Origin of the sequence: Allorhizobium ampelinum S4, from assembly GCF_000016285.1 — a bacterium.
In the GTDB taxonomy this organism is placed as follows: domain Bacteria; phylum Pseudomonadota; class Alphaproteobacteria; order Rhizobiales; family Rhizobiaceae; genus Allorhizobium; species Allorhizobium ampelinum.
In genome coordinates, this window is record NC_011989.1 from 3,608,421 (window position 1) to 3,633,665 (window position 25,245).

Sequence of the window (25,245 nt, forward strand, 5' to 3'; positions counted from 1 at the left end):
CCTGCCCGCCTAGCACAGCATATTGCCAGAGGAAACAGCCTTATCCCTGCTTTGAAAAAAACCACCAGATTTCCGGCGTTTCCAGGACAAGCTCGATCTGCTCGGAAGCCTGAATGCCGGAAAGGCCCGCGAAAAACACGTCCTCGGCAATCACAGGAAAGCCGGTGGGAGAGGAAAACACCCAGGTCTCGCTACCGCCATTGGCCACCAGCCGGATATTATGGTCATCCTCCTGGGTGAGGCGCACCGAGGGGTGAATGTGAAAACGGATGATCGTCCCCCCCTTCGGCATATCGGCCAGCGGCTGTTCCTTGTCCGATAGCAGCCGGTCATGCCCCACCAGCTTGGTGCCCGCCGCATTAAGGCGCAGATCCCGCTCGTGAAGAATGCCGAAACCCTTGAGATAGCCGTCATGACGGGCCGTCAGATGATCACTGCCATCGTCACCGGCCCTGCGCATCACCTCCACGGAAGAGACGCCGCCTACAATGATTGGCCCCAGAAACCGCGAGGTCGAAATCCGGCAAGAGGATTGATCGCCGATGACAAGGGTCGAATGGGCCGCCGTTGCCCGCGCCATCTGCCGGTATCGCTCGCCGGCAAAACGTGGCGTGCCGGAATTGACCACCAACCGATGGCGCCCACAGGACAGCTCGAAAGACAGGCAACCCGCATGGGCGCTACGGCTGATATCGCCTTGCGCAGGCACGCCGGTATCGACCAGAACGACGGCACCGCCCGCCGCCAGCCGTTGGTAATGGCTGTGCGGCAAGGCCCGGAAAGGCTGGCCACCGCTCTCGTCATAGCGCAGCACCGACATCAGATCATTGGCAAGTGTCGCCGTGGCGCCATTGAACAGTGCAAGATCGCCATTGCTGTGACGGAAAAACCTTATGGCGGGAAACATCCGGTCAATGGTGGAAATCAGCTTGATCGGCACGTCATGACCGAGATTGACATAGGTCTGCCGTAGCGGCAGCAAATCGAACAGGATGTCGAGTGCTGCCTGCGGATTGCGGGAGATATGCCCGCCATCGGCCAGCACCTGCCGCTCCAGTTCCAGGTCGAGGAAATGGGCCGCCTTGCGGATCTGGCGCGCCGAGGCCGACATGGCAATCGAGGCCATGGCCAGAGCGATACGCAGTCTCAGCCGGTCCACTCCGTCAGGGGCAAGGTCAGCGATCAGTCCGGCATAGGCAACTTGACGGCTGAGGCTTTTCAGGAAACGCCGGTAAAACCCGCTCTCGCAATCCTGAAGCACAACCGGCGAATGGGACAGCCAGGCAATGATCCTCTGACCCAGTATCCCAGCCTCCCAGCCGATCCCGACCCGCTTGCCGTTCAGCTTGATCCAGCTATCGACAATGGCGCGGGCATGGGCCGATGCTTCCGGCGTCTTGTTGGCGCGGATATGCCGAAGCCAGGAAAAGGAATGCAGCTTGGCGGCAAACACCTGCGAGGGCAGTTCCAGGGTGAAGGGCGATGCGCGTCCGCATTCCAGCAAGCGTCCTGCGAGCGGAAAGCGCCCCTCAAAAATCTCTGTCGCCACATGGGAATCAACCACCCGCAGATCGGTCGGCGCCACTAGTAAACGCACCTGCCGTCGGCGCAGCCGCGAAAAAGCAGCGCGCACCGGCAACCAGCCGCGCCGCTTCCATCGCCGCCAGCCTTCGCGGACGTAGAGCACCGGCAAACTCTGGCCCTGTCTCTGTGGCATTCGACATTCCGTTGCGCGCGCAATCCGCTTTGGCCTTGCGCGATAAAACTATGAGGCTGATAAACCGAAATCGAAGGATGTCAGTTTATCAGCCGCCAATTGTGTAAAGATTTATTTAAACCCGGCGTAAACGGCAGGCATAAAAGCCATCCAGCCCGCCCGCATGGCTATCGCCGCCCGGTAACATAGCAGGCCCCGGTAACATAGCAGGCGTGGTGCGAAATTCGCCAAGCGGGGTGATCGCGTCTTCCAGCCCCGGCCAGTCGGCGACCTGCATCGCAACCCGCTCCAGTTCCGGATGATCGGCAAGAACCCGAGCCACAACATCCTCGCCCTCCTGTGGATCGAGCGAGCAATTGGAAAACACGATGGAGCCGCCGGGCGCCAGCAGTGTCACGGCGTGGCGCAGCAACCGTTCCTGCACACCCGCCAGCTTGACGATATCCTGCGGCCCCTTGGTATAAAACACATCGGGGTGCCGGCGCGTCGTGCCGGTGGAAGAACAGGGGGCATCCAGCAGCACGGCGTCAAAGCCCGGATGATCCTCGCCCAGATTGAACTCCATCAGGTCCTGATGAACCAGTTGCGCTGAAAACCCCAGCCGTTGCAGGTTGCCATTCAGGCGCTTCAGCCGGTTGGCCGATTGTTCGACCGCCGTCACCACCGCGCCCGCGGCAGCCAATTGCGCCGTCTTGCCTCCGGGCGCGGCACAGAGGTCCACGGCCCGCTTGCCTTCAAGGGACCCGAACATCCGCACGGGAAGGGCAGCCGCCGCGTCCTGAACCCACCAGGCCCCCTCTTCAAAGCCGGGAAGCGCTGAAACCGCTCCGGCAAAGCTTGCCAGCCGGATGCTGCCAGTCGGCAACACCACTCCATTGAGCTTTTCGGCCCACACTGCCGGATCGGCCTTGACGGTCAGGTCGATGGCAGCCGGGGTCAATTGGGCCTGTGCAATCCGCCGCGCTTCCTCCTCCCCATAGACTGCGATCAACCGTTCGAAGAACCAGTCGGGCATGCAGATGACATCTTCGACATCCGCCAAAAGTGCCTGCTTTTCACGGCCCAGCCTACGCAAAACCGCATTGACCAGCTTGGCGAACCGGCGGCTGCGCGGATCGCGATTGGCCTGTTCGACGGCTAGATCGACAGCGGAATGGTCGGGGACATCAAGGTAGACCATTTGCGCGGCGGCAACGATCAGCGAATGATAAAGCGCGCGCGCACCGTCGGGCAAAGGCGCGTCCAGCAGCCGGGCCAGCATGGCCTCGATGCGGGGCAGAAAGCGTAAGGAGGTGTTGAGAATGGCGCGCACCAGGCCACGATCGGCCTCCGACAGGGCGGCATAGGCGGGATTGCCATGGTCGCCGTCCATCATGCCATCCAGCGAGGTCTTGCGGTCGATCACCGCAGCCAGAAGACGGCTCGCGGCCATGCGCGCTTCCAGACCGGGCTTGTCGTCATGCACCTGCCTGCGGGGTCTGTCGGACTTCTGCCTGGATTGGCCATCCTGTTTGCCAGGGGTCCCAAGGCTGGACTCCCGATGGCCGGAGGATGATTTATCGGTTGGAGATTTGCCGCGTCTTTCGTTCAATTCCATGGTCCCTTCGGGGCGTCATTATCCTTGCCGCGTCGTCCGATTTTGGGAACGGAGCGCGTGCTTGCGCCTCCCTTAACACCCCAGGGATCATCCGTCGATCTTTCCGCACTGCTGCCCCAAGGGCCTGAAGCCGCAGGCTTGCTGTGCTGCGGGCGATAGACGTTTGCCTGACGCCCACCCATCTCCTGCGCCAAAGCTTGCAGCGCCGCGATCCGGTTGCTGGTATCGGGATGGGTGGAAAACAGGCTGTCCATCTTCTGGCCCGACAAGGGATTGATGATGAACATATGGGCTGTGGCCGGATTGCGCTCGGCCTGATAATTGGGCTGGTGAGCGCCAGCGATTTTTGCCAGCGCCGAAGCCAGCCATAGCGGATTGCCGCAGATTTCCGCGCCACGCCGGTCAGCGGCATATTCGCGGGTTCGGCTGATGGCCATCTGTACCAGCATGGCGGCAAAGGGCGCGACAATCATCGCCACAAGCGGACCGATAATGCCACCACCATTGCCGTTTTCGTCGCGGCGACCGCCGAAGAAGAAGGCAAAATTGCCCAGCATCGAAATCGCCCCGGCCAGCGTCGCGGTGATCGTCATGGTCAGCGTATCCCGGTGTTCGACATGGGCAAGCTCATGGGCCATCACGCCCGCCACTTCTTCCGGTGTCAACGCCTGCAACAAGCCGGTCGAGGCGGCAACGGCAGCGTTTTGCGGATTGCGGCCTGTGGCAAAGGCATTGGGCTGCGGATTGTCGAAAATATAGACCTTGGGCATCGGCAGCCCGGCATTTTGGGTGAGACCACGGACAATCTCATAAAATTCCGGCGCATTGCGCGGATCGACCTCCTGAGCGTGATAGGCCGACAACACCATTCGGTCGGAATTCCAATAGGAAAACAGGTTCATCGCCCCAGCGATGACCAGCGCGATCATCATCCCGCCCTTGCCGCCGATCAGGAAGCCGACGCCCATGAACAGGGCTGTCATGAAAGCCAGAAGCATGGCGGTGCGCATGATATTCATCGGGTCCTCCAAAAGGGTCCGGCAACGGAGAGGGTTTTCCAGCTCGCTGCGATGTCCTACATATGTAAAGACCATCGATCATTTTCAATTGCTACAGGATGGATGCCGAATGGACGAGCACCAGAACGACCGACAAGATTCCGGCACCGCAAACAGTGACGGCACCGACGCCGCACCGAAAACGCTGTCGCCTGCCGCAGTCCGTGCGCTGGCCGAAGCCGAGGAGCGCCGCAAGGCTGAGCAGGCCCAAAAACCGGCGCCGGAAGTCGGTGGACGCGGCGGCGCGGACCCGGCCCGGTTTGGTGATTGGGAAATCAACGGCCGCGCCATCGATTTCTAGTGGTCCGATTCCGACATTTGATCCTCGAGGGTGCAGCAAGGGGGAATCAAATGTCAAATTCATTCCACGAGTGCGTTTGCTCCAGGCGTGCGATCCTGCCACCACTCACATCTTTGTGAAACAATTATTTCATGAAACATTTTGCCATAGTCTGCGTTTATCGAGCGGAACTTAGGAAGTGTCAGAGGTAGACTATGAAGAAAATTGTTCTTGCTACGGCGTTTGCATTGACGACGATTATCGCCAATATCGTCCCTGCTCAGGCGCAATCGCCGAGAATGCCCCCACCGGACGATGATCGTCGTGGTCCGCCTCACCATATGCAGCGCCCGCCGCCACCGCCGCCGCATTGCAAGGTTCGCAAAGTCGTGCGCTGGCACCATGGCGAAAAAATCGTCAAGAGAGTTCGCGTCTGCCGTTAATGGTATGACGCACACCAATGCTCTATAATTGCCGCAATCACCCGTGATTGTTCAAGCTGAGGCCCGCACGTGGACATCACGTGTGGGCCACTTCTTTATTGAGAAGTCTACACTTTTCTCTGCTGTTCTTTTCGCTTTGGTGCAAATCGGTTAGCTTGGCGTAATCGTCTGGGTTTAGCGACGTCTATCGGGAAAAGCTGAAACAGATTTCCTCGTCCGGAGATAAAGCCCGGATAGACCGCAAAGAGCCAGGCAAAGAGACAGAGGCACGATCAAGACAGCGATGATATCCCACTCCTTCGCACGCAGGCGTCTAGCCACTCGAACACTGTCGTGCGGGGCAATCGCGTTTACTTGTGCGACAACTCTTTCCTCCGCCATGGCCCAGCAATTGCCAGCCCCGGACAATGCAGTCTCGACGCAGCCGTCCATCAATCCAACAAGCCCCAACGATATTGGCCCCCAGGCAGGTCCCGAAACTTCGAGCCAGACGAGCCCCGACGATCCAGCCGGGGCCTTGCGGGCCAAGCGCGAGGACGTTTCGCGTCAATTGCAGGATCTGTCGCAATCCATGCAGCTTTCCTCGGAAAAATCCGAGGAGTTGCGCAAGAGCATCGACGCGCTGGACAAGAGCAGCACCAGCCTGCGCCAGGCGCTGATCGATTCCGCCGCACGCCGCAAGGATCTGGAGCAAAAGATCGCCGATGGCGAAAAGAAGCTGGCGGACTATGGGGTCCGCCAAGACGTCATCCATAAATCCTTCCGGGCGCGGCGCGCCGTGCTGGCCGAGGTGCTGGGTGCACTGGAGCGCATGGGCCGCAATCCGCCGCCAGCTCTGCTGGTCACGCCGGAAGATGCCTTGGGAGCGGTGCGCACCGCCATTCTGCTGGGCGCTGTCGTGCCTGGCATGCGCAAGGAAACCGAGAAGCTGGCCAGTGACTTGCAGGAACTGACCAACCTGCGCAAGGCCAGCATCGATGAGCGCGAAAAAATGGTCGCCAGCCTGAAAAGCCGCCAGGAAGAAGAAGCCCGCATGGACATGCTTCTGGCTGAAAACGCCCGGCTGAGCCAGCAGAACAACGCCCAATTGCAAGAAGAACTGGCGCGCTCGCAGGAGCTTGCGCAGAAATCCTCGTCACTCCAGGGCCTGATCGGCAGCCTGGAAAACGAAATTGCCTCTGTGCGTCAGGCCACCGACCAGGCAAAGCTGGAAGAGGAAAAGCGCCGTCAGATGACCGATGCGCAACGGGATCAGGCCCGCCTTGAGGCCCAGACCACGCCGCCCGATAAAAACCGCATTGCCCCGGCATTTTCCTTTGAAGAGCTGAAAGCGAAGCTGGAACTTCCGGCTGTAGGCGATGTATTGCGGCAATTCGGCGATCCCGACGGCACCGGTCACGAGGCCAAGGGGATCGTTCTTGCCACTGCGCCAGCAGCCGTGGTGATTGCGCCCGCCGACGGCACGGTGGTGTATGCGGGACAGTTCCGCAGTTACGGGAAAATGGCCATCCTCAACACAGGCAACGGATATCACATAGTTTTGTCCGGCATGGACCGTGTCAACGTGCATGCCGGACAATTCGTGCTGTCCGGCGAGCCGATTGGTGCTATGGGTGAAAAGAGAGTCGTCAGCGCAGCTGCTTTCGCGCTGGAAACAGATCGCCCAACCCTTTACATAGAATTCAGAAAAGACGGTAACTCGGTTGATTCCCGACCATGGTGGGCGAAGGACGCCGGAAAGGTTCGCAATGATACGTAGGGCTTCTATAATGCTGGTTGGCGCGCTGATGGGCGCGACGGCGATGAGCGTTGTTTATTCGGCTGGCGTTCCTGCCCAGGCGGCAGGCAATTCCACTTACAAGGAACTGGCGATTTTTGGAGACGTGTTTGAGCGTGTCCGCGCTCAGTATGTCACGCCTCCTGACGAGAAAAAGCTGGTCGAAGCCGCCATCAATGGCATGTTGAGCTCTCTCGATCCCCATTCCAGCTACATGAACGCCCAGGAAGCGGCGGACATGCAGACCCAGACCAAGGGTGAATTTGGTGGCATCGGCATCGAAGTGACGATGGAAAACGACCTGGTCAAGGTCATCACCCCCATCGATGACACACCCGGCGCCAAGGCCGGCATTCTGGCTGGCGACATGATCTCCGAGATCAATGGCACCCCCGTGCGCGGCATGCAGCTGAATGACGCTGTTGAAAAGATGCGCGGCGCGGTCAATACCCCGATCAAGCTGACCATTTTGCGCAAGGGTGCTGACAAGCCGATCGAGATGAGCGTCATGCGCGAAATCATCCCGATCCGCGCCGTCAAGTCTCGCGTCGATGGCGATGTCGGCTATGTCAGGGTGATTTCCTTCACCGAAAAGACCTATGACGACCTGGAAGCCGCGATCAACAAGATCAAGAAGGAAGTGCCAGCCGATAAGCTGAAGGGCTTCGTTCTCGACCTGCGCCTCAATCCGGGCGGTCTGCTCGATCAGGCGATTTACGTCTCCGACGCCTTCCTGCAGAAGGGCGAAATCGTCTCCACCCGCTCGCGCGATCCGGAAGATACCCGCCGCTTCAATGCCACCGCTGGCGATCTGACCGATGGCAAGCCGCTGATCGTGCTGGTCAATGGTGGTTCGGCCTCGGCATCTGAAATCGTCGCTGGCGCGCTTCAGGATCTGAAGCGGGCAACAGTGGTCGGCACCCGCAGCTTCGGCAAGGGTTCCGTGCAGACCATCATCCCGATGGGCGACAAGGGCGCGCTGCGCCTGACGACGGCGCTCTATTACACGCCATCAGGCAAGTCGATCCAGGGGACTGGCATCCATCCTGATATCAAGGTGGAAGAGCCGCTGCCCGCCGATCTGCAGGGCAAGCTGCGCACCGAGGGCGAATCCTCGCTGCCGGGCCATATCCAGGGCCAGAGCGAGACGGAAGAAGGCTCCGGCTCGGTTGCCTATGTGCCGCCGGATCCGAAGGATGACGTGCAGCTTAACTACGCACTCGACCTGCTGCGCGGCGCCAAGACAGACCCGTCCTTCCCGCCCGACCCAAGCAAGGCCGTGCTGGAAAGCGCCAAGAAGAAGTAAGGATCGGTTGACGGTCCTCGAAATGCCGGCCTCATGGCCGGCATTTTTCGTTGACAGCGCCCTTCCCGTTGCACGCAGGCAAAGCTTGAACCGTATGGAAGGGAAAGGCATGGTCATCGACATGGCGAAGTGATTCGCGGCATGGAGAGGACAGTCCAATCCAATGTGTCGAAGGACATGACATTGAGCGCTGATCTGCACGCAGCTTTGGGCCAGAACCGCAAGAAGCGCCGCACGGGCGGTCCGAAAATCTCTCCCTTCAAGGCACTGACAGCGTCAAGCTCGGTCGCTCTTCTCGGCCTGTCCGTTTACACAACACTCACGCCGCTTCCGCTGCGCAATCCGCTACCGCTCGCCACCACCCCACCGGTGGCGGCTGCCGTCCCTGCCGAGGAGCCAGCCGCGAAAGCGCCCGGCCCATCCCGCAGCATGGAAGCCCGCGCCCCGACCTCTGGCGCTACAGTCGAGCGCTCGACCCTGCCGGACGGTTCGGTTGTCACCAAATATTCACCCGCCAGCCGGGACGGCTCCGGCCCGGCCCTGGTCACCACTCCGCATGTGGGCCAGGACCCGCGTGTGGCGGCCACGCCCAATCCGGACCTTCTGGAAAACACTCCAGAAGGGCAAATCCCGGTGACGGGCCGCGATGGACTTCGACCCGTCGAGCAATATGCACGGCCCTGGTCCGGCGCGCATGGAACGCGAGTGGCCATCGTCGTCAGCGGCCTCGGCCTCAGCCAAACTGGCACGCAACGGGCGATCAAGCACCTGCCGGAACAAGTGACACTAGCCTTTGCCGCCAGCGGCAACAGCCTGTCGCGCTGGATGCAGGAGGCACGGCGCGGCGGCCATGAGATCCTGTTGCAGGTGCCGTTGGAGCCGGTTGGTTATCCGGCAAACGATCCGGGCCGAGGCACATTGCAGGTTGGGCGCGCTGCCACCGACAATCTGCGCGACCTGCATAGGGCCATGGCCAGCATGACCAATTATACCGGGCTGATGAATTACATGGGTGGGCGCTTCCTGTCCGATAGCGGCGCGATGGACCCTGTCATGCGTGATATTGCGGCGCGCGGCCTGCTGTTTCTCGATGACGGCTCCTCGGCAAGATCCCTGACAGCGACGTTCGCCAAGGCGATGAACATGCCGTTTTCCGTCGCCGATCTGCAATTGGACGACCAGATACAGGAACAGGCCATCCTGAAACGGCTGGACGAGCTGGAGCGGATTGCCCGGCGCAATGGCTCTGCCATCGGTGTTGCCTCGGCGTTTGATGAAAGCGTCAATGCCATTGCCAAATGGGCGGAAGGCGCCAAGGCACGTGGCATCGAAATCGTCGGCGTTTCCGCCCTTGCCATGGAAGCGCAACAGTGATTTTTACAGGCGGCCAGAAGATCGCTCAATGAGGACACCATGACCCAGACCACCGTCAAAGCCGAGGATCTGCCCTATCGCCCCTGCGTCGGCATCATGGTGCTGAATGCGCAAGGACTGGTCTGGGCTGGCCGCCGCATTCCGCTGCTCAATTCCGAATATGATGGCTCGCCTCAGCTCTGGCAGATGCCGCAGGGCGGGATTGACCCCGGTGAAGATCCGAAAGAGGCGGCCTATCGCGAGCTTTACGAAGAAACCGGCATGAAAACCGTGACCTTGCTGGCCGAAGCGCCGAACTGGATCAATTACGATCTGCCGCCAGCCCTGATCGGCATTGGTCTTCGCGGCAAATTTCGCGGCCAGACACAACGCTGGTTTGCCTTTCGCTTCGACGGTGACGAAAGCGAAATCCAGATCAATCCGCCGCCGACCAGCCAGCATGCCGAATTCGATGAATGGCAGTGGAAGCCAATGGCAGAACTGCCGGACCTGATCGTGCCGTTCAAACGCGGCGTCTACGAACAGGTGGTCGCCGCCTTCAGGCATCTTTCCCCTGCCAATGCCTGACGGTTATCAGTAGGCGGCCCGCAGTAGTGGCATTTCCATAAATCCGCGATTGCCGTTATCGGCCCGGCTATTCGTCAGGTTATCGGCAACCGGCATGCGGATGGTTGGCACCAGCATTTCGACCTCGTCGCAATAGCGCTCGGCATTGGCGATGGCCTTGTCGAGATTGCTGACCCGCTCCGGGTCCAGGCGGTGCAGGCTGGTGCGATATTCAAACATATCGCGATAGGCGGCGCGCTCGATGATCGGCGTCGCCAGAACCCGCACCGACCGTTCAGCCAGAAGCAGTTTGACGGCGCGAAGCGCGCGGGTGGTGACCAGCGAATTGACCCGTGACAGAACCACGGAATGGGGAATGCGAATATTCCCCTTGCTGTAGAGATATTGCAGCAGTTCGATCACCTGCGCGCCGCCCTGGGCATCCATGGCACTGCCCTGGATGGGGATCAGCACATGATCGGAAAGGCCAAGCGCCGTCGCCAGCAAGGGTGATTGCGCGCCGGGCAGATCGACGATCACATAATCGGAGCTGCCACGATAAGCCTCGATGGTGCGTGCCAAGGCATTTACGGAGATATAGGTGGCGACGCGCATGGTGCCGGCATGACCGTCCGCGCCCTCGAACCAGCGGGAAATCCAGCGCTGTGGATCCGTATCGATCACCGAGACCCTATAACCCCGGCGCACCAGTTCCGTCGCAAGCAACAGAACCGCCGTGGTCTTTCCGGCACCGCCCTTGGTATTGGCGAAGGTAATGATGGGCATGAGAAACCTCGGTCAGCCATAACGGAGCCAGGCATCGCTCCCCAAGGCCCAAACACATCGGGCAACCCATTCGCATCGGGCAGATCCATTGTGACGCGACATGGTTAATCAGGCGTTATTTATTCGACAAAATGCGACAATTCCCCTGGGCTTTCCAGGTTCGTTCACAACCATAAGCCCGACACCCCTCAATCACCCGTCTCCTTCCAAAAAACGCAAACCACTACCTTGCATAAGCAGATAGCTTGTTATATTCAAAATACAAAGCTGAGGTGCCCATGACTGACTCGATCCAGGTTCAATTGCGGAAAGGGGCCCTCGACCTCTGCGTCCTGGCCGTGCTGTCTCACGGCGAAAGCTATGGCTACGAAATCGCCAGTACCTTGGTCAGCGCCGTCGGCATGGGAGAAGGCACGATCTATCCGCTGATGCGCCGCATGCAGAATGACGGATTGGTGGCCACCCGCATCGTTGAGTCCAGCAATGGGCCACCGCGCAAATATTATCGGCTCACGGAACAGGGCCGAACAATTTTCGAAGCTCATCGCCGCGACTGGCGCTCCTTTGCAAGCGCCGTCGATACACTTCTTGAGGATTTGCCATGACCAAGGATGCCTTCTTACGCATGCTGAGACTGGGGCTGGCCGGTTTGCCTGCTCAAGAAGTGGACGACATCGTCGCCGATTATCAGGCTCACTTTGCCGAATCAGCCGCCTCCGGTCGCAGTGAACAGGAGGTTGCGGCGGCCTTGGGCAATCCGGCCAGAATTGCCAGAGAGCTCAGGGCCGAAATGGGGCTGCGCCGTTTCGAATCCCATTGGAGCCTGTCGAACATGCTGGCGGCCATGATGGCGCTGGCGGGGCTCGCCATCGTTGACATCCTGTTTTTACTGCCCCTGCTCACTGTGGCGTTCTTTACCGTGTTCGGCCTTGGAATTGCGGTCACGGCCATCGGAGCGGCTGGCGTGAAGATCATCATTACCACGATGCTGTTTCAGTTTGATGGACCAACAACAGAAACACTGTCGCAACTGCTGATCGGCGCGGGCCTTGTGAGCGGGTTCCTGGGCGGTGGCGCGTTGTTGTTGATGGGGCTTGGCACCGGTATCCGCATACTCGGCCACTATGCGCGGCTGCATTTTCGCCTGGCTCAATTAAGCCCGGATCACGCTTGAGCTTTCCCTGACACCTCATTGAAGGAACGGACAATGACGAGGAAATTGGCATTCGTTGCAACGACGGGACTGATTGGTGCAGTCGTTTTTCTAACATTGGGTATCGGGATTTCAGGAGAAAATTGGGGTGGAGCCCGGCAATTGTGGGCAACAACATCCTCCACCTGCGGATCGGTCCAATCCACCAGCCAGCAGGTCACGCTGCCCTTTACCGCCAGCGACAGTCTCACCATCGATTTGCCGGCTTCGGTCCGCTATCAGCCTGGCGATAAGGCGGAAGTCATCGTCAGTGGCGACCCTACCCTTGTTGGGCATGTTCGAATGGATGGCCATCGGCTGAGCCTGGATTGTCATCTGGGCTGGTCGCAATCAAAACTCGATATCAGCGTGTCGGGACCTGCGATAACAGACTGGAAACTGCTTGGAAGCGGCAACCTATCCCTATCGCACATCAACCAGCCTCAATTGCGACTGGATATCAAAGGGAGCGGCAACGTTTCCGCGACGGGAGCTGCCGACACGGTTGATGTGGACATTTCAGGGTCGGGTACCGCCCAGCTCAGGAGGCTGACGGCTCAGTCCGCACGGATCGTGATCCTTGGCAGCGGGAACGCAGACATGACCGCGCTGAAAGATGCGGATGTGTCGATTTCCGGGAGCGGCAATGTTGATCTCTCCGGTCACCCGACATTGCGGCGTTCAGAAATCAACGGCAGCGGTCGCATCGTGCAAGCTCCTTAACCTCGTCGAGCACTTCAAACTCGACTGCATTGTTTCGCGCCCACCCCCCAAAATTCCCTGTTCCCCTCCCGCCGACAATACCCTATGGTTGCATCAGGATTGGTCGGAACGGGGCCGGTCCCGGAGCCTAGAAAACTCCTCTACAAACGGCCGGTGTCGGCCGTTAAATGACACCCCTCAGCCATAGGTTTGTGGCTGAGGCGGTGGGCCATGTTTATATGGTCCGCTCCCACCATTCTATATGGTCGGGGAGGCCTCGACGCATGTCCAGAGCTTCGGCTTAAAGGTCGGGGCGGTCGTTTTGTAGCGATTTTTCTAGCTCCCCGGCCACCAGAGGCTCACGCCTCCGGTGGTCGATCGGTTTCCAGGTGCGGGAGGATGGACAATGACCGATTACAATCTCTGGGCTGATCTTTTCGATACATGGCAATCCTCATCCAATTGGATCAAGGCTTTGCTGATTATCACCCCACCTGCTTTCGGATTGGGCGTGTTGGGGCTGCTGCTGCGCCACCGGGCGCGGTTGCAAACAGAGCCGCCCTTGTCAGGCCATTATCAGTGGATGAAGGAGCAGCCGACTGGAGACAGCATCGCCGCTGAAACAGTCGACATGCTCCTGCTGAATTCGCTGATGGATTTGCAAGCCCGGCTGGAGGAGGCAAAGCAAGCACTCCAGCACCCGGATCTGAAGCATTTCCAGGACAAGTGTGAAGCGATTTTGCGTTCGGAAATGCCTGAAAACAAAGAGAGGGAGAATTTGGGCGGCTCAATGAAAAGCGGACACGCTCTCATACCCTCGTTGCCTCCCGCAGCCAGAGACAATGAAGAGATCCGCAGCCAAATTCACCAGATCATTGTCGAAAAATACCGCAACAACCGCCCCCCGGAAGAAGCGCTGCATAGTGCGCGACAGGTCTTCCTGGATCAGGATACCGAGCGGAACGCCCCGGCACCGTGAGCGATTGTATCGTGCAGAAAATCGGACTCCAGAGTACACGACACAAACGGTTCTCGGCTTTGCCGCCCCCTCTTGCCTCTGCCGCCACCTTCTCCCCGATGGGGAGAAGAAACCTGCGGCATCCCCTTGTGCCTTCTATGCGCAGCAAAGGCCGATAAACTCCTTTGTCCGCAGCCTTAAGATGAGGCTCAGTGTTGTCGTGTTGACCTCTTCTCCCCAGCGGGGAGAAGTCCCCGGCAGGGGGATGAGGGGGGCGAAGCCAATTGATCAAGTTGCGTCGTATACTATGAAAACCGAACAAGTCCGATGCTATATCTTTCTGTTTTCGTTTGTCTTATCGGGAAAACCGGTCGCCAATTGTCCGAAGACCAACTCTAGCGCCTCCGGTCCTCCGCCAAAATTTCCGGCGCAATCTGGTGCAGCGGCACGGTACGGTCCACGCCGCCATGGGCGATGGCTTCCTTGGGCATGCCAAAGACAATGCAGCTTGCCTCATCCTGGGCAAGCGTGAAGGCTCCAGCTTGGTGCATTTCCAGCATGCCGCGCGCGCCGTCATCCCCCATGCCGGTCATGATAACACCCATGGCATTGGCGCCTGCCGAGCGGGCCGCCGAGCGAAACAGCACATCCACCGACGGACGGTGGCGCGACACCAGCGGGCCTGATTTGACCGACACATGATACCGCGCCCCTTGGCGCTCCAGCATCATATGGCGATCCCCGGGCGCAATCAGCACATGGCCGCGCAGCACCGGATCGCCGTTTTCCGCTTCCTTGATTTCCATTTCGCACAGGCCGTTTAGTCGCTTGGCAAAAGCCGCGGTGAATTTTTCCGGCATATGCTGCACGATGACGATGCCTGGCGCGTTGGCAGGCATTTTTTCCAGGAACTCCCGAAGCGCCTCGGTGCCGCCGGTCGATGCCCCCACACAGACCACCATTTCAGTGGTTTTGGCCATGGCACGGCCTGACGGTGGTGGCAGCATGGCATCCGCAGTCAGTTTCTTTGCTGGCTCACCGCTGGCGGAGGCACGATCCGTGACAATCGACTTTCGCGTCCCGAGCCGCGCCTGGGCCGCACTTTTCACCACCTGGCAAATCCGTTCGGCCTGCTCAGCCAGGTGATCCGCCGCGGCAATTTTCGGCTTGAGAATGATGTCGACGGCGCCCGCCTCCATGGCCTGCATCAGAGTTTCACTGCCGGCCTCCGTCAGGGAGGAGCACATCACCACCGGAATGGGGCGCTGCGACATCAGCTTGCGCAGGAAGGTGATGCCATCCATTCGCGGCATTTCCACATCCAGCGTGATCACATCCGGAATTTCCTCGGCAATGCGCCGGGCGGCGACGAAGGGGTCGGAAGCGGCTCCGATCACCTCGATGTCCGGATCCGATTGCAGGACATTTGTCAGGATTTGCCGGACACTGGCTGAATCGTCGACAATAAGGACGCGAATTTTCTTCGGCATCTGACAATCATACCTTCCTGAAAACCGTATTGGCCAATTGCTTGAGCGGAAGATCCAACCCAGTAATTGATTCGGAATGGCCTATGAACATATAGCCCCCTTGGCCAAGGCAATCGCATAGGCGTCGCAGCACATTGAACTGCGTCTTTTTATCAAAATAAATCAATACATTACGGCAGAATATAATATCCATCGGCTCCCCCACCTGATAGCTGTCGTCCATCAGGTTCAGCCGGGCAAAACCGACATGGGTGCGAAGTGCCGCCGCGATCCGTACCTCGTTCCGCTGCTTGTCACGCGCGTGCATCACGTATCGGGCCGCCATGGTGCGCGGCACCGGCTCCAGCATTTCGGCAGGGTAGACACCCCGGCGAGCCTTCTGCAGCACGTCGGTCGACAGATCTGTTGCCAGAATATGATAGTCCATCCCGCTGCGGCGTTCCATATATTCCGCCAGCACCATGGCAAGCGTATAGGGCTCCGCACCGATCGAACAGGCCGAACTCCAGATGCGAACCCGACGCACGCCCCTGGCCTCCAGATCCGGCAAGGCCTTTTGCGTCAAATAGTCGAAATGGTTGGGCTCGCGGAAAAAGTCCGTCTTGTTGGTGGTAACCGCATCGATCAGATGGACGGATTCGGTCGCAAGGCCGCCCTCTTCGAAAATATAATGGCAATAGCTGTCGAAGTCCGTAAAGCCGGTGGCGCGCAAGCGCCTGCGCAACCGGCCTTCCAGCATCGTCGTCTTGGTTTCCGGCATCTTGATGCCGCTATATTCAAAAATGTAGTTCGACAGACGCCTGAAATTTTTCGGGCTGATTCTGTGGTCTCCAACAACTGCTTCTGCCAATGCATTCACGCTGGCGGCCTCCCTGTAATGGTTTTTCACGCGACGGCAAAAGCCGGTGCAGAAGAAGAGGCAAGGGCAGTTTCATCGCCCGAAAACAACCGCGCCAGATCAATGATCACCACAAAGCCCGCCTCACGGCGCACCACGCCCTGGATATAATCTGAGCGCCAGCGGATGCCGATATCGGGCGCCTGCTCGATGTCGGCATGCCGGAAGGGAATGACCTCGAAGACCTTGTCGGCCACCACCCCGACCGCAAGACTGCGATCGGAAAGTGGCACATCCATCACCAGAATCCGGGTGTGCGGCGTCTTCACCGTGCGCGACATGCCGAGCCGCAGACGAAGATCAATGACCGGCACGCCCTGGCCCCGGACATCCCGCAGGCCCAGAAGATAATCCGGTCCATGCGGGATCTTGAACGGATCCTCGTGATCGAGAATTTCCCGGACCACGGTAACGGGCACGGCAAACACTTCTTCACCAAGGCTGAAGGTGACAAATTGCGATTCTGACGATTGTCCACTCATGTTACGCGCTTTCCTGAAAGAGGCGATCCTCCTCATCCGGACCGCCCATGGAGAGATCGAGGGCAAAGCCCTTGGCTCTCGCCTGCTGGGCAGCAACCGTCTGAGACGACGTCGGTGTACGGGGTTTTGCCGGTGCAGCCGTCCGGGCTGGCGCTGCGCGAGCAGCAACAGTCCGGGTCTGTGGTGCAGGCTTCTTCTGATGCGCACCATCGACCTTGAAGAAGGCGATGGAGGTTTGCAGTTCCTCGGCCTGAGCAGCCAGTTCTTCAGAGGTTGCCGACATTTCTTCCGAGGCACCCGCATTCTGCTGCGTCACCTTGTCGAGCTGCTGGATCGCTTCGTTGATCTGGCTGGCGCCGATATCCTGCTCACGGCAAGCCGCCGAGATCTCGGAAATCAATTCCGCCGTCTTTCTGATGTCAGGAACAAGCCGCGTCAGCATTTCACCGGCTTCCGTTGCCACCTGTACCGTCTGGCCCGATAGCGTGCTGATTTCAGCCGCTGCCGCCTGGCTGCGTTCGGCAAGCTTGCGCACTTCAGAAGCAACCACTGCAAAGCCCTTGCCATGCTCACCCGCACGGGCCGCTTCAACCGCCGCATTCAAGGCCAGAAGGTCGGTCTGACGAGCGATTTCCTGGACGATCGAGATCTTCTCGGCAATCGTGCGCATCGCACCGACAGCCCGGTTCACAGCTTCGCCAGAGGCTTCCGCATCCTTGGAGGACTGGCGGGCAATCTTTTCCGTCTGGGCGGCATTGTCGGCATTCTGCTTGATATTGGCCGCCATCTCTTCCATCGAGGCGGAGGCTTCTTCGGCAGACGATGCCTGTTCCGTCGCGCCCTGGCTGACCTGCTCGGAGGCAGACGACAGCTGCTGGCTACCCGAAGACACATTGTCGGATGCCGACAAGGCATCAGCGACCACGCCGCGAAGGCGCTCAACCATCAACTGAAGAGACTGGCCAAGCGTGTCCTTATCGGACAGGGATTTCGGCGCCACCGTCAAATTGCCATCGGCAATCTGATTGGCGACAGCTGCCGTTTCCCTGAGATTGCCGGTCATGATCTTGACGCTATCGACGACATCGCGGATTTCATCATTGGTCCTGATCTCGATATCCTGACCGAGATCGCCGATAGCAACGGCATCTGCAACGGCCTTGATCTTTTTCAGGCCGGAATTGATGCCCATGGCAATCCACGCAGCAATAGCAATCGACAGAACCAGCAAGGTAACCAAGCCGGCAATCAGACTATTGCGGGAGAAGTCATATTGCTCGTTGGTGGCTTCATCGGTCTGCTTGAGATCCGCGGAAATCTGTCCGTTTAGGGCACCCAGACTTTGCAACAGGCTTGCTGTCAGCTTGGCACCATCGCCCATGGAAATTTCACCCGCCTGCTTGTTGCTGGCATCCGTATTCTCGATGGCAAGCTTGAGGATGGAATCCTGCATGGTGATCCAACCGGGCAAGTGGGTCCGGAATTGCGCGACTTTTTCCTTGATCAACGGATTGGTGTCCGCATCCAGTTTCACCAGGAGATCATTGATAAGCGCACGGCGCTCTTTCACGCCGCCGACATATTCATCAATCTTGTTTGGGTCCACATTGATGATGGCGTTTTTCTCATCGCGGATCGAAGACAAGACAGCATCCGACAAATCGCTTGAATTACGCAAATTCGCTGCGGGACCAGCGATGATGTCACTGATCGCACTATTGAGTGACGAAAGGTTGATGATCGCCATCGTTGCCATGGCGCCTGACATCAGGATGATAAGGCCAAAGGCAAGGGCCAGTTTTAGTTTGATCGTGAATCGCATGGTAGTCCCCCAGATATTTCCGCGTATTTAAGCGTGGTAGGACAGCCAATTTCTCGCCTGTCCCGGTCTTTGTTGTAGGCCGATTTCACGCGTGCTGGCGGAAATCGTGATCTTCGTCATCCGGTCCGCCCATGGAGAGGTCGAGGGCAAAACCCTTGGCTCTCGCCTGCTGAGCGGAAACGGTCTGTGCTGCCGAAGGCCTGCGCACAACAGCCGCCGCTGTCGTGATTTTGGCCGGTCTTGCAGGCTGCGACGTATAGTTTTGGGCCGCCTTCTTCTGCGCCTTCAGTCCATCCACCTTGAAGAAGGCGATGGAAGCCTGGAGCTCCTCGGCCTGAGCGGCGAGTTCTTCAGAGGTTGCAGACATTTCTTCCGAGGCACCCGCATTCTGCTGCGTCACCTTGTCGAGCTGCTGGATCGCCTCGTTGATCTGGCTCGCACCGATATCCTGCTCACGGCACGCTGCCGAGATCTCGGAAATCAGGTCCGCCGTCTTTCTGATGTCAGGAACCAACCGGCCGAGCATTTCACCGGCTTCCGTTGCCACCTGTACCGTCTGGCCCGACAGCGTGCTGATTTCAGCTGCTGCTGCCTGGCTGCGCTCGGCAAGCTTGCGCACTTCAGAGGCAACCACCGCAAAGCCCTTGCCATGCTCACCCGCACGGGCGGCTTCAACCGCCGCATTCAAGGCCAGAAGATCGGTCTGGCGAGCGATTTCCTGGACGATCGAGATCTTCTCGGCAATCGTGCGCATCGCACCGACAGCACGGTTGACCGCTTCGCCAGAGGCTTCCGCATCCTTGGAGGACTGGCGGGCGATCTTTTCGGTCTGGGCGGCATTGTCGGCATTCTGCTTGATATTGGCTGCCATCTCTTCCATCGAGGCGGAAGCTTCTTCGGCAGACGACGCCTGTTCCGTCGCGCCCTGCGACAGCTGTTCAGAGCTTGAGGACAGTTCCTGGCTGCCGGAAGAAACGTTGTCAGACGCCGACAAGGCATCGGCAACAACACCCCGAAGACGCTCCACCATGCTCTGCAAGGCAAGGCCCAGCGTGTCGACATTGGAGCGCGGCGTCGTCGTCACCGTCAAATCACCATTGGCAATCTTATCGGCAGTAGCTGCCGTTTCACGCAGATTGACGGTCATGGATCGCATAGCGATGCCCAACGAATCCTTGCTCGAGAGGGGCGTGATATCCTGAGACAAATCACCTTCGGAGATGCGGTTTGCCAAAGCGGCAGTTGCTCGCAGATTTTCCGTCATCCCGTTAATCGTCGTGACAAGATCCTTGATCTCGTCATTGGTTTTCACTTCAACGGTCTGGTCCAGATCGCCGATGGAAACGGCATTGGCAACAGTTTCGATCTTGCGAAGCCCGGCGCTGATGCCAAAAGCAATCCACAAGGCAGCCGCAATTGCGAGAAGCGTAGCAATCCCCGCGACAACGAGAACCATGGTCCTCGTCTCGGCATAGAGAGTATCTGTATCCTCATCCGCTTTGGCCATGCCCTGCTTCTGAATTTCGACCAGTTTTGTAATGGCTTCAGCCATATTGGTCGCCAAAGCTCGCAGGTCGCCATTCGAAAGCGCTATGGCATCATTCACTTTGCCGGCCGCCTGGATATCTGGAAGACGAGCCGCAGATTCTCTGAAATCCAGAGCATTCTTGATCACGGACTCCCAGTAGGGTTTGCCCTGCTGACTTGCAATCGCAAGACCTGCCTGTCCCAAGCCGATCATATCTTTGATGTTGGTGTCGGATGCCAGATAATATGCCTTGGCTTCCGCATCATCCTTGGAAAGCAGGGCATTTTTCTGGGCGCGAATGGCTTCTGACATTTTGCTGGAAGCCGACAATGCGTATTCGAGCCGTTTAGCCGGTCCGGCGATAATATCAGACGCAGCCTGGTTGATCGTCCCGATGCTGGAGATGCCATACAATGCGACCGCAATCAGCATGGCGATCATAAGCCCGAAAGCCAATGCAAGTTTGAGTTTTATTGTGAAGCGCATGTGCGTCATCCCTAAATTAATTTGAGAAGCAAGCCCGGGCCGAACAACATCATTCGTTCAAAGCGGGTAAGATCCGGCTCGGCGCACATACATGCCTGTCGGGTGCCATCGGGCCGCTAATCGGCCCGATGCGAAATCGAATAGGAGCCTAGGTCATGCCGACTGACGAAAATCCAGATCCTCCTCATCCGGACCGCCCATGGAGAGATCGAGGGCAAAGCCCTTGGCTCTCGCCTGCTGGGCAGCAACCGTCTGAGACGACGTCGGTGTACGGGGTTTTGCCGGTGCAGCCGTCCGGGCTGGCGCAGCACGAGCAGCAACAGTCCGGGTCTGTGGTGCAGGCTTCTTCTGATGCGCACCATCGACCTTGAAGAAGGCGATGGAGGTTTGCAGTTCCTCGGCCTGAGCAGCCAGTTCTTCAGAGGTTGCAGACATTTCTTCCGAAGCGCCCGCATTCTGCTGCGTCACCTTGTCGAGCTGCTGGATCGCCTCGTTGATCTGGCTGGCACCGATATCTTGCTCACGGCAAGCCGCCGAGATCTCGGAAATCAATTCCGCCGTCTTGCGGATGTCAGGAACCAACCGGGTCAGCATTTCTCCGGCTTCCGTTGCCACCTGTACCGTCTGGCCCGATAGCGTGCTGATTTCAGCCGCTGCTGCCTGGCTGCGTTCGGCAAGCTTGCGCACTTCAGAGGCAACTACTGCAAAGCCCTTGCCATGCTCACCCGCACGGGCGGCTTCAACCGCCGCATTCAAGGCCAGAAGATCGGTCTGACGAGCGATTTCCTGGACGATCGAGATCTTCTCGGCAATCGTGCGCATCGCACCAACCGCACGGTTGACCGCTTCGCCAGAGGTTTCTGCATCCTTGGAGGACTGGCGGGCGATCTTTTCAGTCTGGGCCGCATTGTCAGCATTCTGCTTGATATTGGCCGCCATCTCTTCCATCGAGGCAGAAGCTTCTTCGGCAGATGACGCCTGTTCCGTTGCGCCCTGGCTGACCTGCTCGGAGGCAGACGATAGCTGCTGGCTACCCGAAGACACATTGTCGGATGCTGACAGCGCATCGCCAACCACGCCGCGAAGACGCTCGATCATCGTGTTGACATATTGCAGCATGTCACCGATTTCATCGCGTGAGCGGATTTGGGCAAACTCCGTCAGGTCGCCATCGGCAACCTTGCGCACAGCCACAACCGCACGATTGATACCGCCGGTGACGCTGATGACAATCCAGACCGCTGCCATAACGGCAATAACGGAGGCGGCAATCGACAGGGACAAAAGCATCAACCGGGTGCTGGCATATTCGGCATCGCCGGCAGCGTCAGCATCGCGCAGGCGGGACTGTTCCAGGCTGACGACTTGCGACAGGAGATCGTCGATTTCATTGACAGCCTTGCGGTTTTCACCCGTCGAGACTCTCAGTGCGCCCGCAGTATCGCCAGCGATTGTCAAAGCCTTGATCTGGTCGTCGGTCTTTCGGAAGTCGGCTTCCACGACGGCAAGCTTGTTCCAGAATACCTTGCCTTCTTCCGTCGCCTTGGCCATCACGGCTGCAAAAGCCTGGTCGAATTCGGCACGCGACGCATTGGCCTTGACGATACTGGATTTTATTTCGTCCTCGGATTGCGCCAGCTGAACATTCTTTTGCTGACGCAATTGCTGAAGTTGCTCCATCTGGAGCTGTTGAGCCAAGCGCAACCGTTCCACAGGACCTTCAAGCGTATTGCCCATGGCATCGTTCATCGAGCCCAGACTTTGAATTCCGAGAACCGAACTGGCAATCAGCAACGCGACGACGATGCCGAAAGCCAACCCCAGCTTCATTTTGATTGTAAACCGCATAACAGACCTCAATTTGTTGCCAGACCAGCCGCTGAAGCGGCGATCCGGTCACTGGTGCTGGAGAAAATTGCCTGGAGATTGGGGAGAATGATGAACTCTCCATCCCGTTTGACCAGGCATTCAATGAAGTCGGGACGCCAACGCATGCCGACGCTGGGGGGCGGTTCGCTGGCGGAGTGCGCCAATGTCGTGACTTCGAACACCCGGTCCGTGCGAATGCCGGTCAGGGTGGTTTCGCCATCGAGATCAAGCTCAATGACGATGATACGGCTGTCGATGGTCGGCTCCGTCGCTTCCATGCCGAAGGCCAGCCGGATATCGGCCAGCGGAATGACCTTGCCGCGGAAGTTGATGACGCTGGAGACGAAAGGCTTTGCGCCGGGCACTTTGGTTTCCGGCAGGAGATCGATAATCTCCTGCACGGTGATGGCCTCAATCGCAAACGTCTCACCGTTCAGATTGAACGTCAGCACGGCGACTTCGTCGCGGTCCGCCCAGAAATGCTGGAAATCATGTTTGCCGGGTACGATGCTCATCCTGCTACACGCAATTGCGCCTCCTGCTGTTGGCCTGCGTTGACCAGATGCGTCACATCCAGGATCAGCGCGACACTGCCGTCACCCAGAATGGTCGCACCCGAGAAAGTCACGACGTCGTGGTGAAGCTTGGACATGGATTTGATGACGGTCTGGTGATCGCCAATGATCTGGTCGACCACCAGGCCGACGCGCTCATCGCCGGTCGAGATCACCACGACCTTCTGGAACGGATCAGGCTGCGTTCCCGTGCGGAACAGATCCCTGAGCCGTAGGAAAGGAACCAGACTGTCGCGCAGCGAAATGAAACTGCGGCCCCTGGAGCGCAGATCGTCCTCGATCGACAGTTCCAGGCATTCCTCGACCGCCGACAGCGGAATGACGTAGCAGCCAGTACCGACGCGCACCAAAAGACCGTCAATGATCGCCAGCGTCAGCGGAATGCGCAGGGAGACTTCCGAGCCCTTGCCGTTTTCACTGCGGATGTCGATCACCCCGCGCAGGGCCTCGACGGTTTTCTTCACCACATCCATGCCGACGCCACGTCCGGAAAGATTGGTGATCGTCTGGGCGGTGGAAAAGCCCGGCTGGAAGATCAGCTGCAACAATTCCTGGTCCATCAGCTGCTGGCCCGGCTGGATCAGCCCCGAGGATTCCGCCTTGGCCCGGACCCGGTCACGGTTGATGCCACGGCCATCGTCCTTGATGGTGATGATCACTTCGCCGCCGGATTGATGGGCCGACAGCACCACCTTGCCCGCCTTGTTCTTACCAGCCGCCAATCGTTCTTCCGGCGGCTCGAGCCCGTGGTCGATGGAATTGCGCACCAGATGCACCAGTGGATCGGCCAGCCGCTCGATAACGGTCTTGTCCACTTCCGTGGTTTCGCCTTCCGTCTCCAGTTCGATGACCTTGCCGGTCTCGCGAGCAAGATCGTGGACAAGGCGACGGAAGCGGGTGAACAGGCTGCCAACCGGCACCATGCGCAACACCATCATCGTATCGCGCAACTCCCCGGAGAGCCGCTCAACGTCTTCCGAAACGGACCGCAGCATGATGTCGGCGCTGGTATTGGCCAGCTGCGACAGGCGGGACTGGGCAATCACCAGCTCACCGACCCTGTCCATCAATTCGTCAAGCCGCTCAGCCGGAACGCGGACATTTTCGGCGGCGCGGCCATGCTTGGCGTCATTGGAACCAGTCTGAGCAGCGGCAGGTGGAGCGGCCTGAGCCTGGCTTGGCGGCTGCTTGTTGTCAGATGCCACCGGCACGGCAACAGCCTGTTCGGCTGGATCATCGGCGGCAATGGTCTCGGAAGAGACAGCGGTCGCTTCCTCAGTCAGTTCGAGATCCATGTCATCCATGACGAAGATGAAGACATCCTCGATATCCGACTTCGGCTTTTCGGTAACAAGCTCCACGCTCCAGCCGATATAAAGATCGGCAGGTGAAATCTCCTCAAGACCCGGGATAGCGCTCAAATCCGCTTTAACGGTGCATTTTCCAAGGTCGCGAAGCTCATTCAGAAGGCCGAGTGGATTGGTGCCATTGACCATGGAATTGGCTGGCAGCCGGAATTTCATCCGCCATGTCGTCGTTGCCGACCGGGCTGCCGGCTGCGGCTTGGCGGCTCCGCCATTGCCGGGCTTTGCAGCCGGCAACGCATGCGCATTGCCACCATGGTCGCCGACCGCGTCCTGCAACTTGGCCAGCAGCCGCTCTCCAGCGGCTTCATGATCGCCATTGGGTGTGGCAACCAAAGCCTTCATATGGTCCTGGGCGTCGAGAACGGCTGCAACAAGCTCGGCGGTTGCCGGTACTTCACCCTTGCGGACGCGGTCGAAAGCGGTTTCGCAATGGTGGGTGAAAGCGGCCAGAGCCTCGAAGCCAAACATGGCTCCGGATCCCTTCAGGGTATGAAGACCGCGGAACACCGAATCGATCTGATCTTGATTGGACAGGTCATGCAAGAGGTCGAGCAGGCCATTTTCGATCTGCTCGAACAGCTCTGCTGCTTCTGTCCTGAAAACCTGAATGGGATCCAGATTGGTCATTTGCCGAGAACCTTTCTAGCAATTTTCACCAGCTGTTCGGCATCGAACGGCTTGGTGATCCAGCCGGTCGCACCAGCGGCCTTGGCCCTGTTTTTCATGTCGGCGTCGGATTCGGTTGTCAGGAAGATGATCGGAATACCCGTATGGGCCGGAGACCGGCGCAGAGCCTCGATCATCGCCAAACCGTTCATGTTGGGCATGTTGAGGTCGGTAACGATCAGATCGAACTGCGATGACTTGGCCTTGTTCAGACCATCCAATCCATCGACGGCTTCGGTCACCTTGTAGCCGGCATTGGTCAAGGCGATCTTCGTTGTCATGCGGATGCTGGCGGAATCGTCAACGGTGAGAATATGGGCACTCAT

Annotated in this window: 22 protein-coding genes and 2 pseudogenes; 10 read left to right on the top strand and 14 right to left on the bottom strand. The window is 58.7% G+C overall.

What is annotated here, in order from left to right:
• Positions 1 to 40 precede the first annotated feature (40 nt).
• From AVI_RS16975 to htpX, 3 genes are all read right to left on the bottom strand, one after another.
• Positions 41 to 1,717 carry a heparinase II/III family protein gene (locus AVI_RS16975; protein WP_041697248.1) on the bottom strand — a complete coding sequence of 559 codons (1,677 nt, stop codon included), beginning with the start codon at positions 1,715 to 1,717 and terminating at the stop codon, positions 41 to 43.
• Positions 1,718 to 1,832: 115 nt separating this feature from the next.
• On the bottom strand, positions 1,833 to 3,314 hold the full coding sequence (locus AVI_RS16980) for an RsmB/NOP family class I SAM-dependent RNA methyltransferase (RefSeq protein ID WP_015917523.1): 1,482 nt from the start codon (positions 3,312 to 3,314) through the stop codon (positions 1,833 to 1,835).
• The gene (gene htpX, locus AVI_RS16985; RefSeq protein ID WP_015917524.1) at positions 3,305 to 4,333 is read right to left on the bottom strand and encodes a zinc metalloprotease HtpX; all 1,029 of its coding nucleotides are present in this window, start codon (positions 4,331 to 4,333) and stop codon (positions 3,305 to 3,307) included. The genes AVI_RS16980 and htpX overlap by 10 nt, the downstream gene beginning before the upstream one ends.
• A gap of 109 nt (positions 4,334 to 4,442) precedes the next feature.
• Between htpX and AVI_RS16990 the strand changes: the two genes are divergently transcribed.
• From AVI_RS16990 to AVI_RS17015, 6 genes are all read left to right on the top strand, one after another.
• The gene (locus tag AVI_RS16990; protein ID WP_015917525.1) at positions 4,443 to 4,673 is read left to right on the top strand and encodes a DUF1674 domain-containing protein; all 231 of its coding nucleotides are present in this window, start codon (positions 4,443 to 4,445) and stop codon (positions 4,671 to 4,673) included.
• Positions 4,674 to 4,867: 194 nt separating this feature from the next.
• Positions 4,868 to 5,095 (top strand): hypothetical protein, encoded by a 228-nt coding sequence (locus tag AVI_RS16995; protein WP_015917526.1) that lies wholly within the window; start codon positions 4,868 to 4,870, stop codon positions 5,093 to 5,095.
• A 283-nt stretch (positions 5,096 to 5,378) separates the two neighbouring features.
• Positions 5,379 to 6,854, top strand: coding sequence for a murein hydrolase activator EnvC family protein (locus tag AVI_RS17000; RefSeq protein ID WP_015917527.1), 1,476 nt, complete (start codon positions 5,379 to 5,381; stop codon positions 6,852 to 6,854).
• Entirely contained in the window at positions 6,844 to 8,178 is a 1,335-nt protein-coding gene (locus AVI_RS17005) for a S41 family peptidase (protein ID WP_015917528.1), read from the top strand. The genes AVI_RS17000 and AVI_RS17005 overlap by 11 nt, the downstream gene beginning before the upstream one ends.
• Positions 8,179 to 8,361: 183 nt before the next feature.
• Positions 8,362 to 9,552: a divergent polysaccharide deacetylase family protein gene (locus AVI_RS17010; protein WP_234895250.1), complete on the top strand. Its 1,191-nt coding sequence runs from the start codon at positions 8,362 to 8,364 to the stop codon at positions 9,550 to 9,552.
• A 39-nt stretch (positions 9,553 to 9,591) separates the two neighbouring features.
• Complete coding sequence (locus AVI_RS17015) at positions 9,592 to 10,119, top strand: RNA pyrophosphohydrolase (RefSeq protein WP_015917530.1); 528 nt, start codon at positions 9,592 to 9,594, stop codon at positions 10,117 to 10,119.
• Positions 10,120 to 10,125: 6 nt separating this feature from the next.
• On the opposite strand, the gene AVI_RS17020 is transcribed toward AVI_RS17015, so the two are convergent.
• Positions 10,126 to 10,884, bottom strand: a complete 759-nt coding sequence (locus AVI_RS17020; protein ID WP_015917531.1) for a ParA family protein — start codon at positions 10,882 to 10,884, stop codon at positions 10,126 to 10,128.
• Between the two features lie 278 nt (positions 10,885 to 11,162).
• Here AVI_RS17020 and AVI_RS17025 point away from each other — a divergent pair, with 278 nt between their 5' ends.
• From AVI_RS17025 to AVI_RS17040, 4 genes are all read left to right on the top strand, one after another.
• Positions 11,163 to 11,489, top strand: coding sequence for a PadR family transcriptional regulator (locus AVI_RS17025; protein WP_041697252.1), 327 nt, complete (start codon positions 11,163 to 11,165; stop codon positions 11,487 to 11,489).
• The gene (locus AVI_RS17030; RefSeq protein ID WP_015917533.1) at positions 11,486 to 12,058 is read left to right on the top strand and encodes a DUF1700 domain-containing protein; all 573 of its coding nucleotides are present in this window, start codon (positions 11,486 to 11,488) and stop codon (positions 12,056 to 12,058) included. The genes AVI_RS17025 and AVI_RS17030 overlap by 4 nt, the downstream gene beginning before the upstream one ends.
• A 33-nt stretch (positions 12,059 to 12,091) precedes the next feature.
• Positions 12,092 to 12,799: a GIN domain-containing protein gene (locus AVI_RS17035; RefSeq protein WP_015917534.1), complete on the top strand. Its 708-nt coding sequence runs from the start codon at positions 12,092 to 12,094 to the stop codon at positions 12,797 to 12,799.
• A gap of 454 nt (positions 12,800 to 13,253) precedes the next feature.
• On the top strand, positions 13,254 to 13,757 hold the full coding sequence (locus tag AVI_RS17040; RefSeq protein ID WP_139192599.1) for a hypothetical protein: 504 nt from the start codon (positions 13,254 to 13,256) through the stop codon (positions 13,755 to 13,757).
• A gap of 374 nt (positions 13,758 to 14,131) precedes the next feature.
• On the opposite strand, the gene AVI_RS17045 is transcribed toward AVI_RS17040, so the two are convergent.
• From AVI_RS17045 to AVI_RS17085, 10 genes and pseudogenes are all read right to left on the bottom strand, one after another.
• Positions 14,132 to 15,226, bottom strand: coding sequence for a protein-glutamate methylesterase/protein-glutamine glutaminase (locus tag AVI_RS17045; RefSeq protein WP_015917536.1), 1,095 nt, complete (start codon positions 15,224 to 15,226; stop codon positions 14,132 to 14,134).
• 7 nt (positions 15,227 to 15,233) lie between these two features.
• Positions 15,234 to 16,085 (bottom strand): CheR family methyltransferase, encoded by an 852-nt coding sequence (locus AVI_RS17050; RefSeq protein WP_049777252.1) that lies wholly within the window; start codon positions 16,083 to 16,085, stop codon positions 15,234 to 15,236.
• A 26-nt stretch (positions 16,086 to 16,111) separates the two neighbouring features.
• On the bottom strand, positions 16,112 to 16,606 hold the full coding sequence (locus tag AVI_RS17055) for a chemotaxis protein CheW (protein ID WP_015917538.1): 495 nt from the start codon (positions 16,604 to 16,606) through the stop codon (positions 16,112 to 16,114).
• Position 16,607: 1 nt separating this feature from the next.
• Positions 16,608 to 18,428, bottom strand: a complete 1,821-nt coding sequence (locus AVI_RS17060) for a methyl-accepting chemotaxis protein (protein WP_015917539.1) — start codon at positions 18,426 to 18,428, stop codon at positions 16,608 to 16,610.
• Positions 18,429 to 18,513: 85 nt separating this feature from the next.
• Positions 18,514 to 19,836 (bottom strand): annotated as a pseudogene (locus AVI_RS17065) (methyl-accepting chemotaxis protein); the annotation flags it as partial.
• 123 nt (positions 19,837 to 19,959) lie between these two features.
• Positions 19,960 to 20,451, bottom strand: a pseudogene (locus tag AVI_RS31835) (MCP four helix bundle domain-containing protein); the annotation flags it as partial.
• Between the two features lie 144 nt (positions 20,452 to 20,595).
• Positions 20,596 to 22,290, bottom strand: coding sequence for a methyl-accepting chemotaxis protein (locus tag AVI_RS17070; RefSeq protein ID WP_015917541.1), 1,695 nt, complete (start codon positions 22,288 to 22,290; stop codon positions 20,596 to 20,598).
• An 8-nt stretch (positions 22,291 to 22,298) separates the two neighbouring features.
• A complete protein-coding gene (locus tag AVI_RS17075) occupies positions 22,299 to 22,826 on the bottom strand; it encodes a chemotaxis protein CheW (protein WP_015917542.1) in 528 nt (175 codons plus the stop codon).
• Complete coding sequence (locus AVI_RS17080; protein ID WP_015917543.1) at positions 22,823 to 24,880, bottom strand: chemotaxis protein CheA; 2,058 nt, start codon at positions 24,878 to 24,880, stop codon at positions 22,823 to 22,825. The genes AVI_RS17075 and AVI_RS17080 overlap by 4 nt, the downstream gene beginning before the upstream one ends.
• Complete coding sequence (locus tag AVI_RS17085) at positions 24,877 to 25,245, bottom strand: response regulator (RefSeq protein ID WP_015917544.1); 369 nt, start codon at positions 25,243 to 25,245, stop codon at positions 24,877 to 24,879. The genes AVI_RS17080 and AVI_RS17085 overlap by 4 nt, the downstream gene beginning before the upstream one ends.

Excerpts from the sequence above, each read along its gene's own strand:
- AVI_RS17085 (WP_015917544.1), bottom strand. The coding sequence starts at position 25,245 with ATGAGTGCCCATATTCTCACCGTTGACGATTCCGCCAGCATCCGCATG.
- AVI_RS16975 (WP_041697248.1), bottom strand. The coding sequence starts at position 1,717 with ATGCCACAGAGACAGGGCCAGAGTTTGCCGGTGCTCTACGTCCGCGAA.
- AVI_RS17070 (WP_015917541.1), bottom strand. The coding sequence starts at position 22,290 with ATGCGGTTTACAATCAAAATGAAGCTGGGGTTGGCTTTCGGCATCGTC.
- htpX (WP_015917524.1), bottom strand. The coding sequence starts at position 4,333 with ATGAATATCATGCGCACCGCCATGCTTCTGGCTTTCATGACAGCCCTG.
- AVI_RS16990 (WP_015917525.1), top strand. The coding sequence starts at position 4,443 with ATGGACGAGCACCAGAACGACCGACAAGATTCCGGCACCGCAAACAGT.
- AVI_RS17025 (WP_041697252.1), top strand. The coding sequence starts at position 11,163 with ATGACTGACTCGATCCAGGTTCAATTGCGGAAAGGGGCCCTCGACCTC.
- AVI_RS17000 (WP_015917527.1), top strand. The coding sequence starts at position 5,379 with ATGATATCCCACTCCTTCGCACGCAGGCGTCTAGCCACTCGAACACTG.
- AVI_RS17035 (WP_015917534.1), top strand. The coding sequence starts at position 12,092 with ATGACGAGGAAATTGGCATTCGTTGCAACGACGGGACTGATTGGTGCA.
- AVI_RS17060 (WP_015917539.1), bottom strand. The coding sequence starts at position 18,428 with ATGCGATTCACGATCAAACTAAAACTGGCCCTTGCCTTTGGCCTTATC.
- AVI_RS17080 (WP_015917543.1), bottom strand. The coding sequence starts at position 24,880 with ATGACCAATCTGGATCCCATTCAGGTTTTCAGGACAGAAGCAGCAGAG.
- AVI_RS17005 (WP_015917528.1), top strand. The coding sequence starts at position 6,844 with ATGATACGTAGGGCTTCTATAATGCTGGTTGGCGCGCTGATGGGCGCG.
- AVI_RS17055 (WP_015917538.1), bottom strand. The coding sequence starts at position 16,606 with ATGAGTGGACAATCGTCAGAATCGCAATTTGTCACCTTCAGCCTTGGT.
- AVI_RS16980 (WP_015917523.1), bottom strand. The coding sequence starts at position 3,314 with ATGGAATTGAACGAAAGACGCGGCAAATCTCCAACCGATAAATCATCC.
- AVI_RS17045 (WP_015917536.1), bottom strand. The coding sequence starts at position 15,226 with ATGCCGAAGAAAATTCGCGTCCTTATTGTCGACGATTCAGCCAGTGTC.
- AVI_RS16995 (WP_015917526.1), top strand. The coding sequence starts at position 4,868 with ATGAAGAAAATTGTTCTTGCTACGGCGTTTGCATTGACGACGATTATC.
- AVI_RS17015 (WP_015917530.1), top strand. The coding sequence starts at position 9,592 with ATGACCCAGACCACCGTCAAAGCCGAGGATCTGCCCTATCGCCCCTGC.
- AVI_RS17075 (WP_015917542.1), bottom strand. The coding sequence starts at position 22,826 with ATGAGCATCGTACCCGGCAAACATGATTTCCAGCATTTCTGGGCGGAC.
- AVI_RS17030 (WP_015917533.1), top strand. The coding sequence starts at position 11,486 with ATGACCAAGGATGCCTTCTTACGCATGCTGAGACTGGGGCTGGCCGGT.
- AVI_RS17020 (WP_015917531.1), bottom strand. The coding sequence starts at position 10,884 with ATGCCCATCATTACCTTCGCCAATACCAAGGGCGGTGCCGGAAAGACC.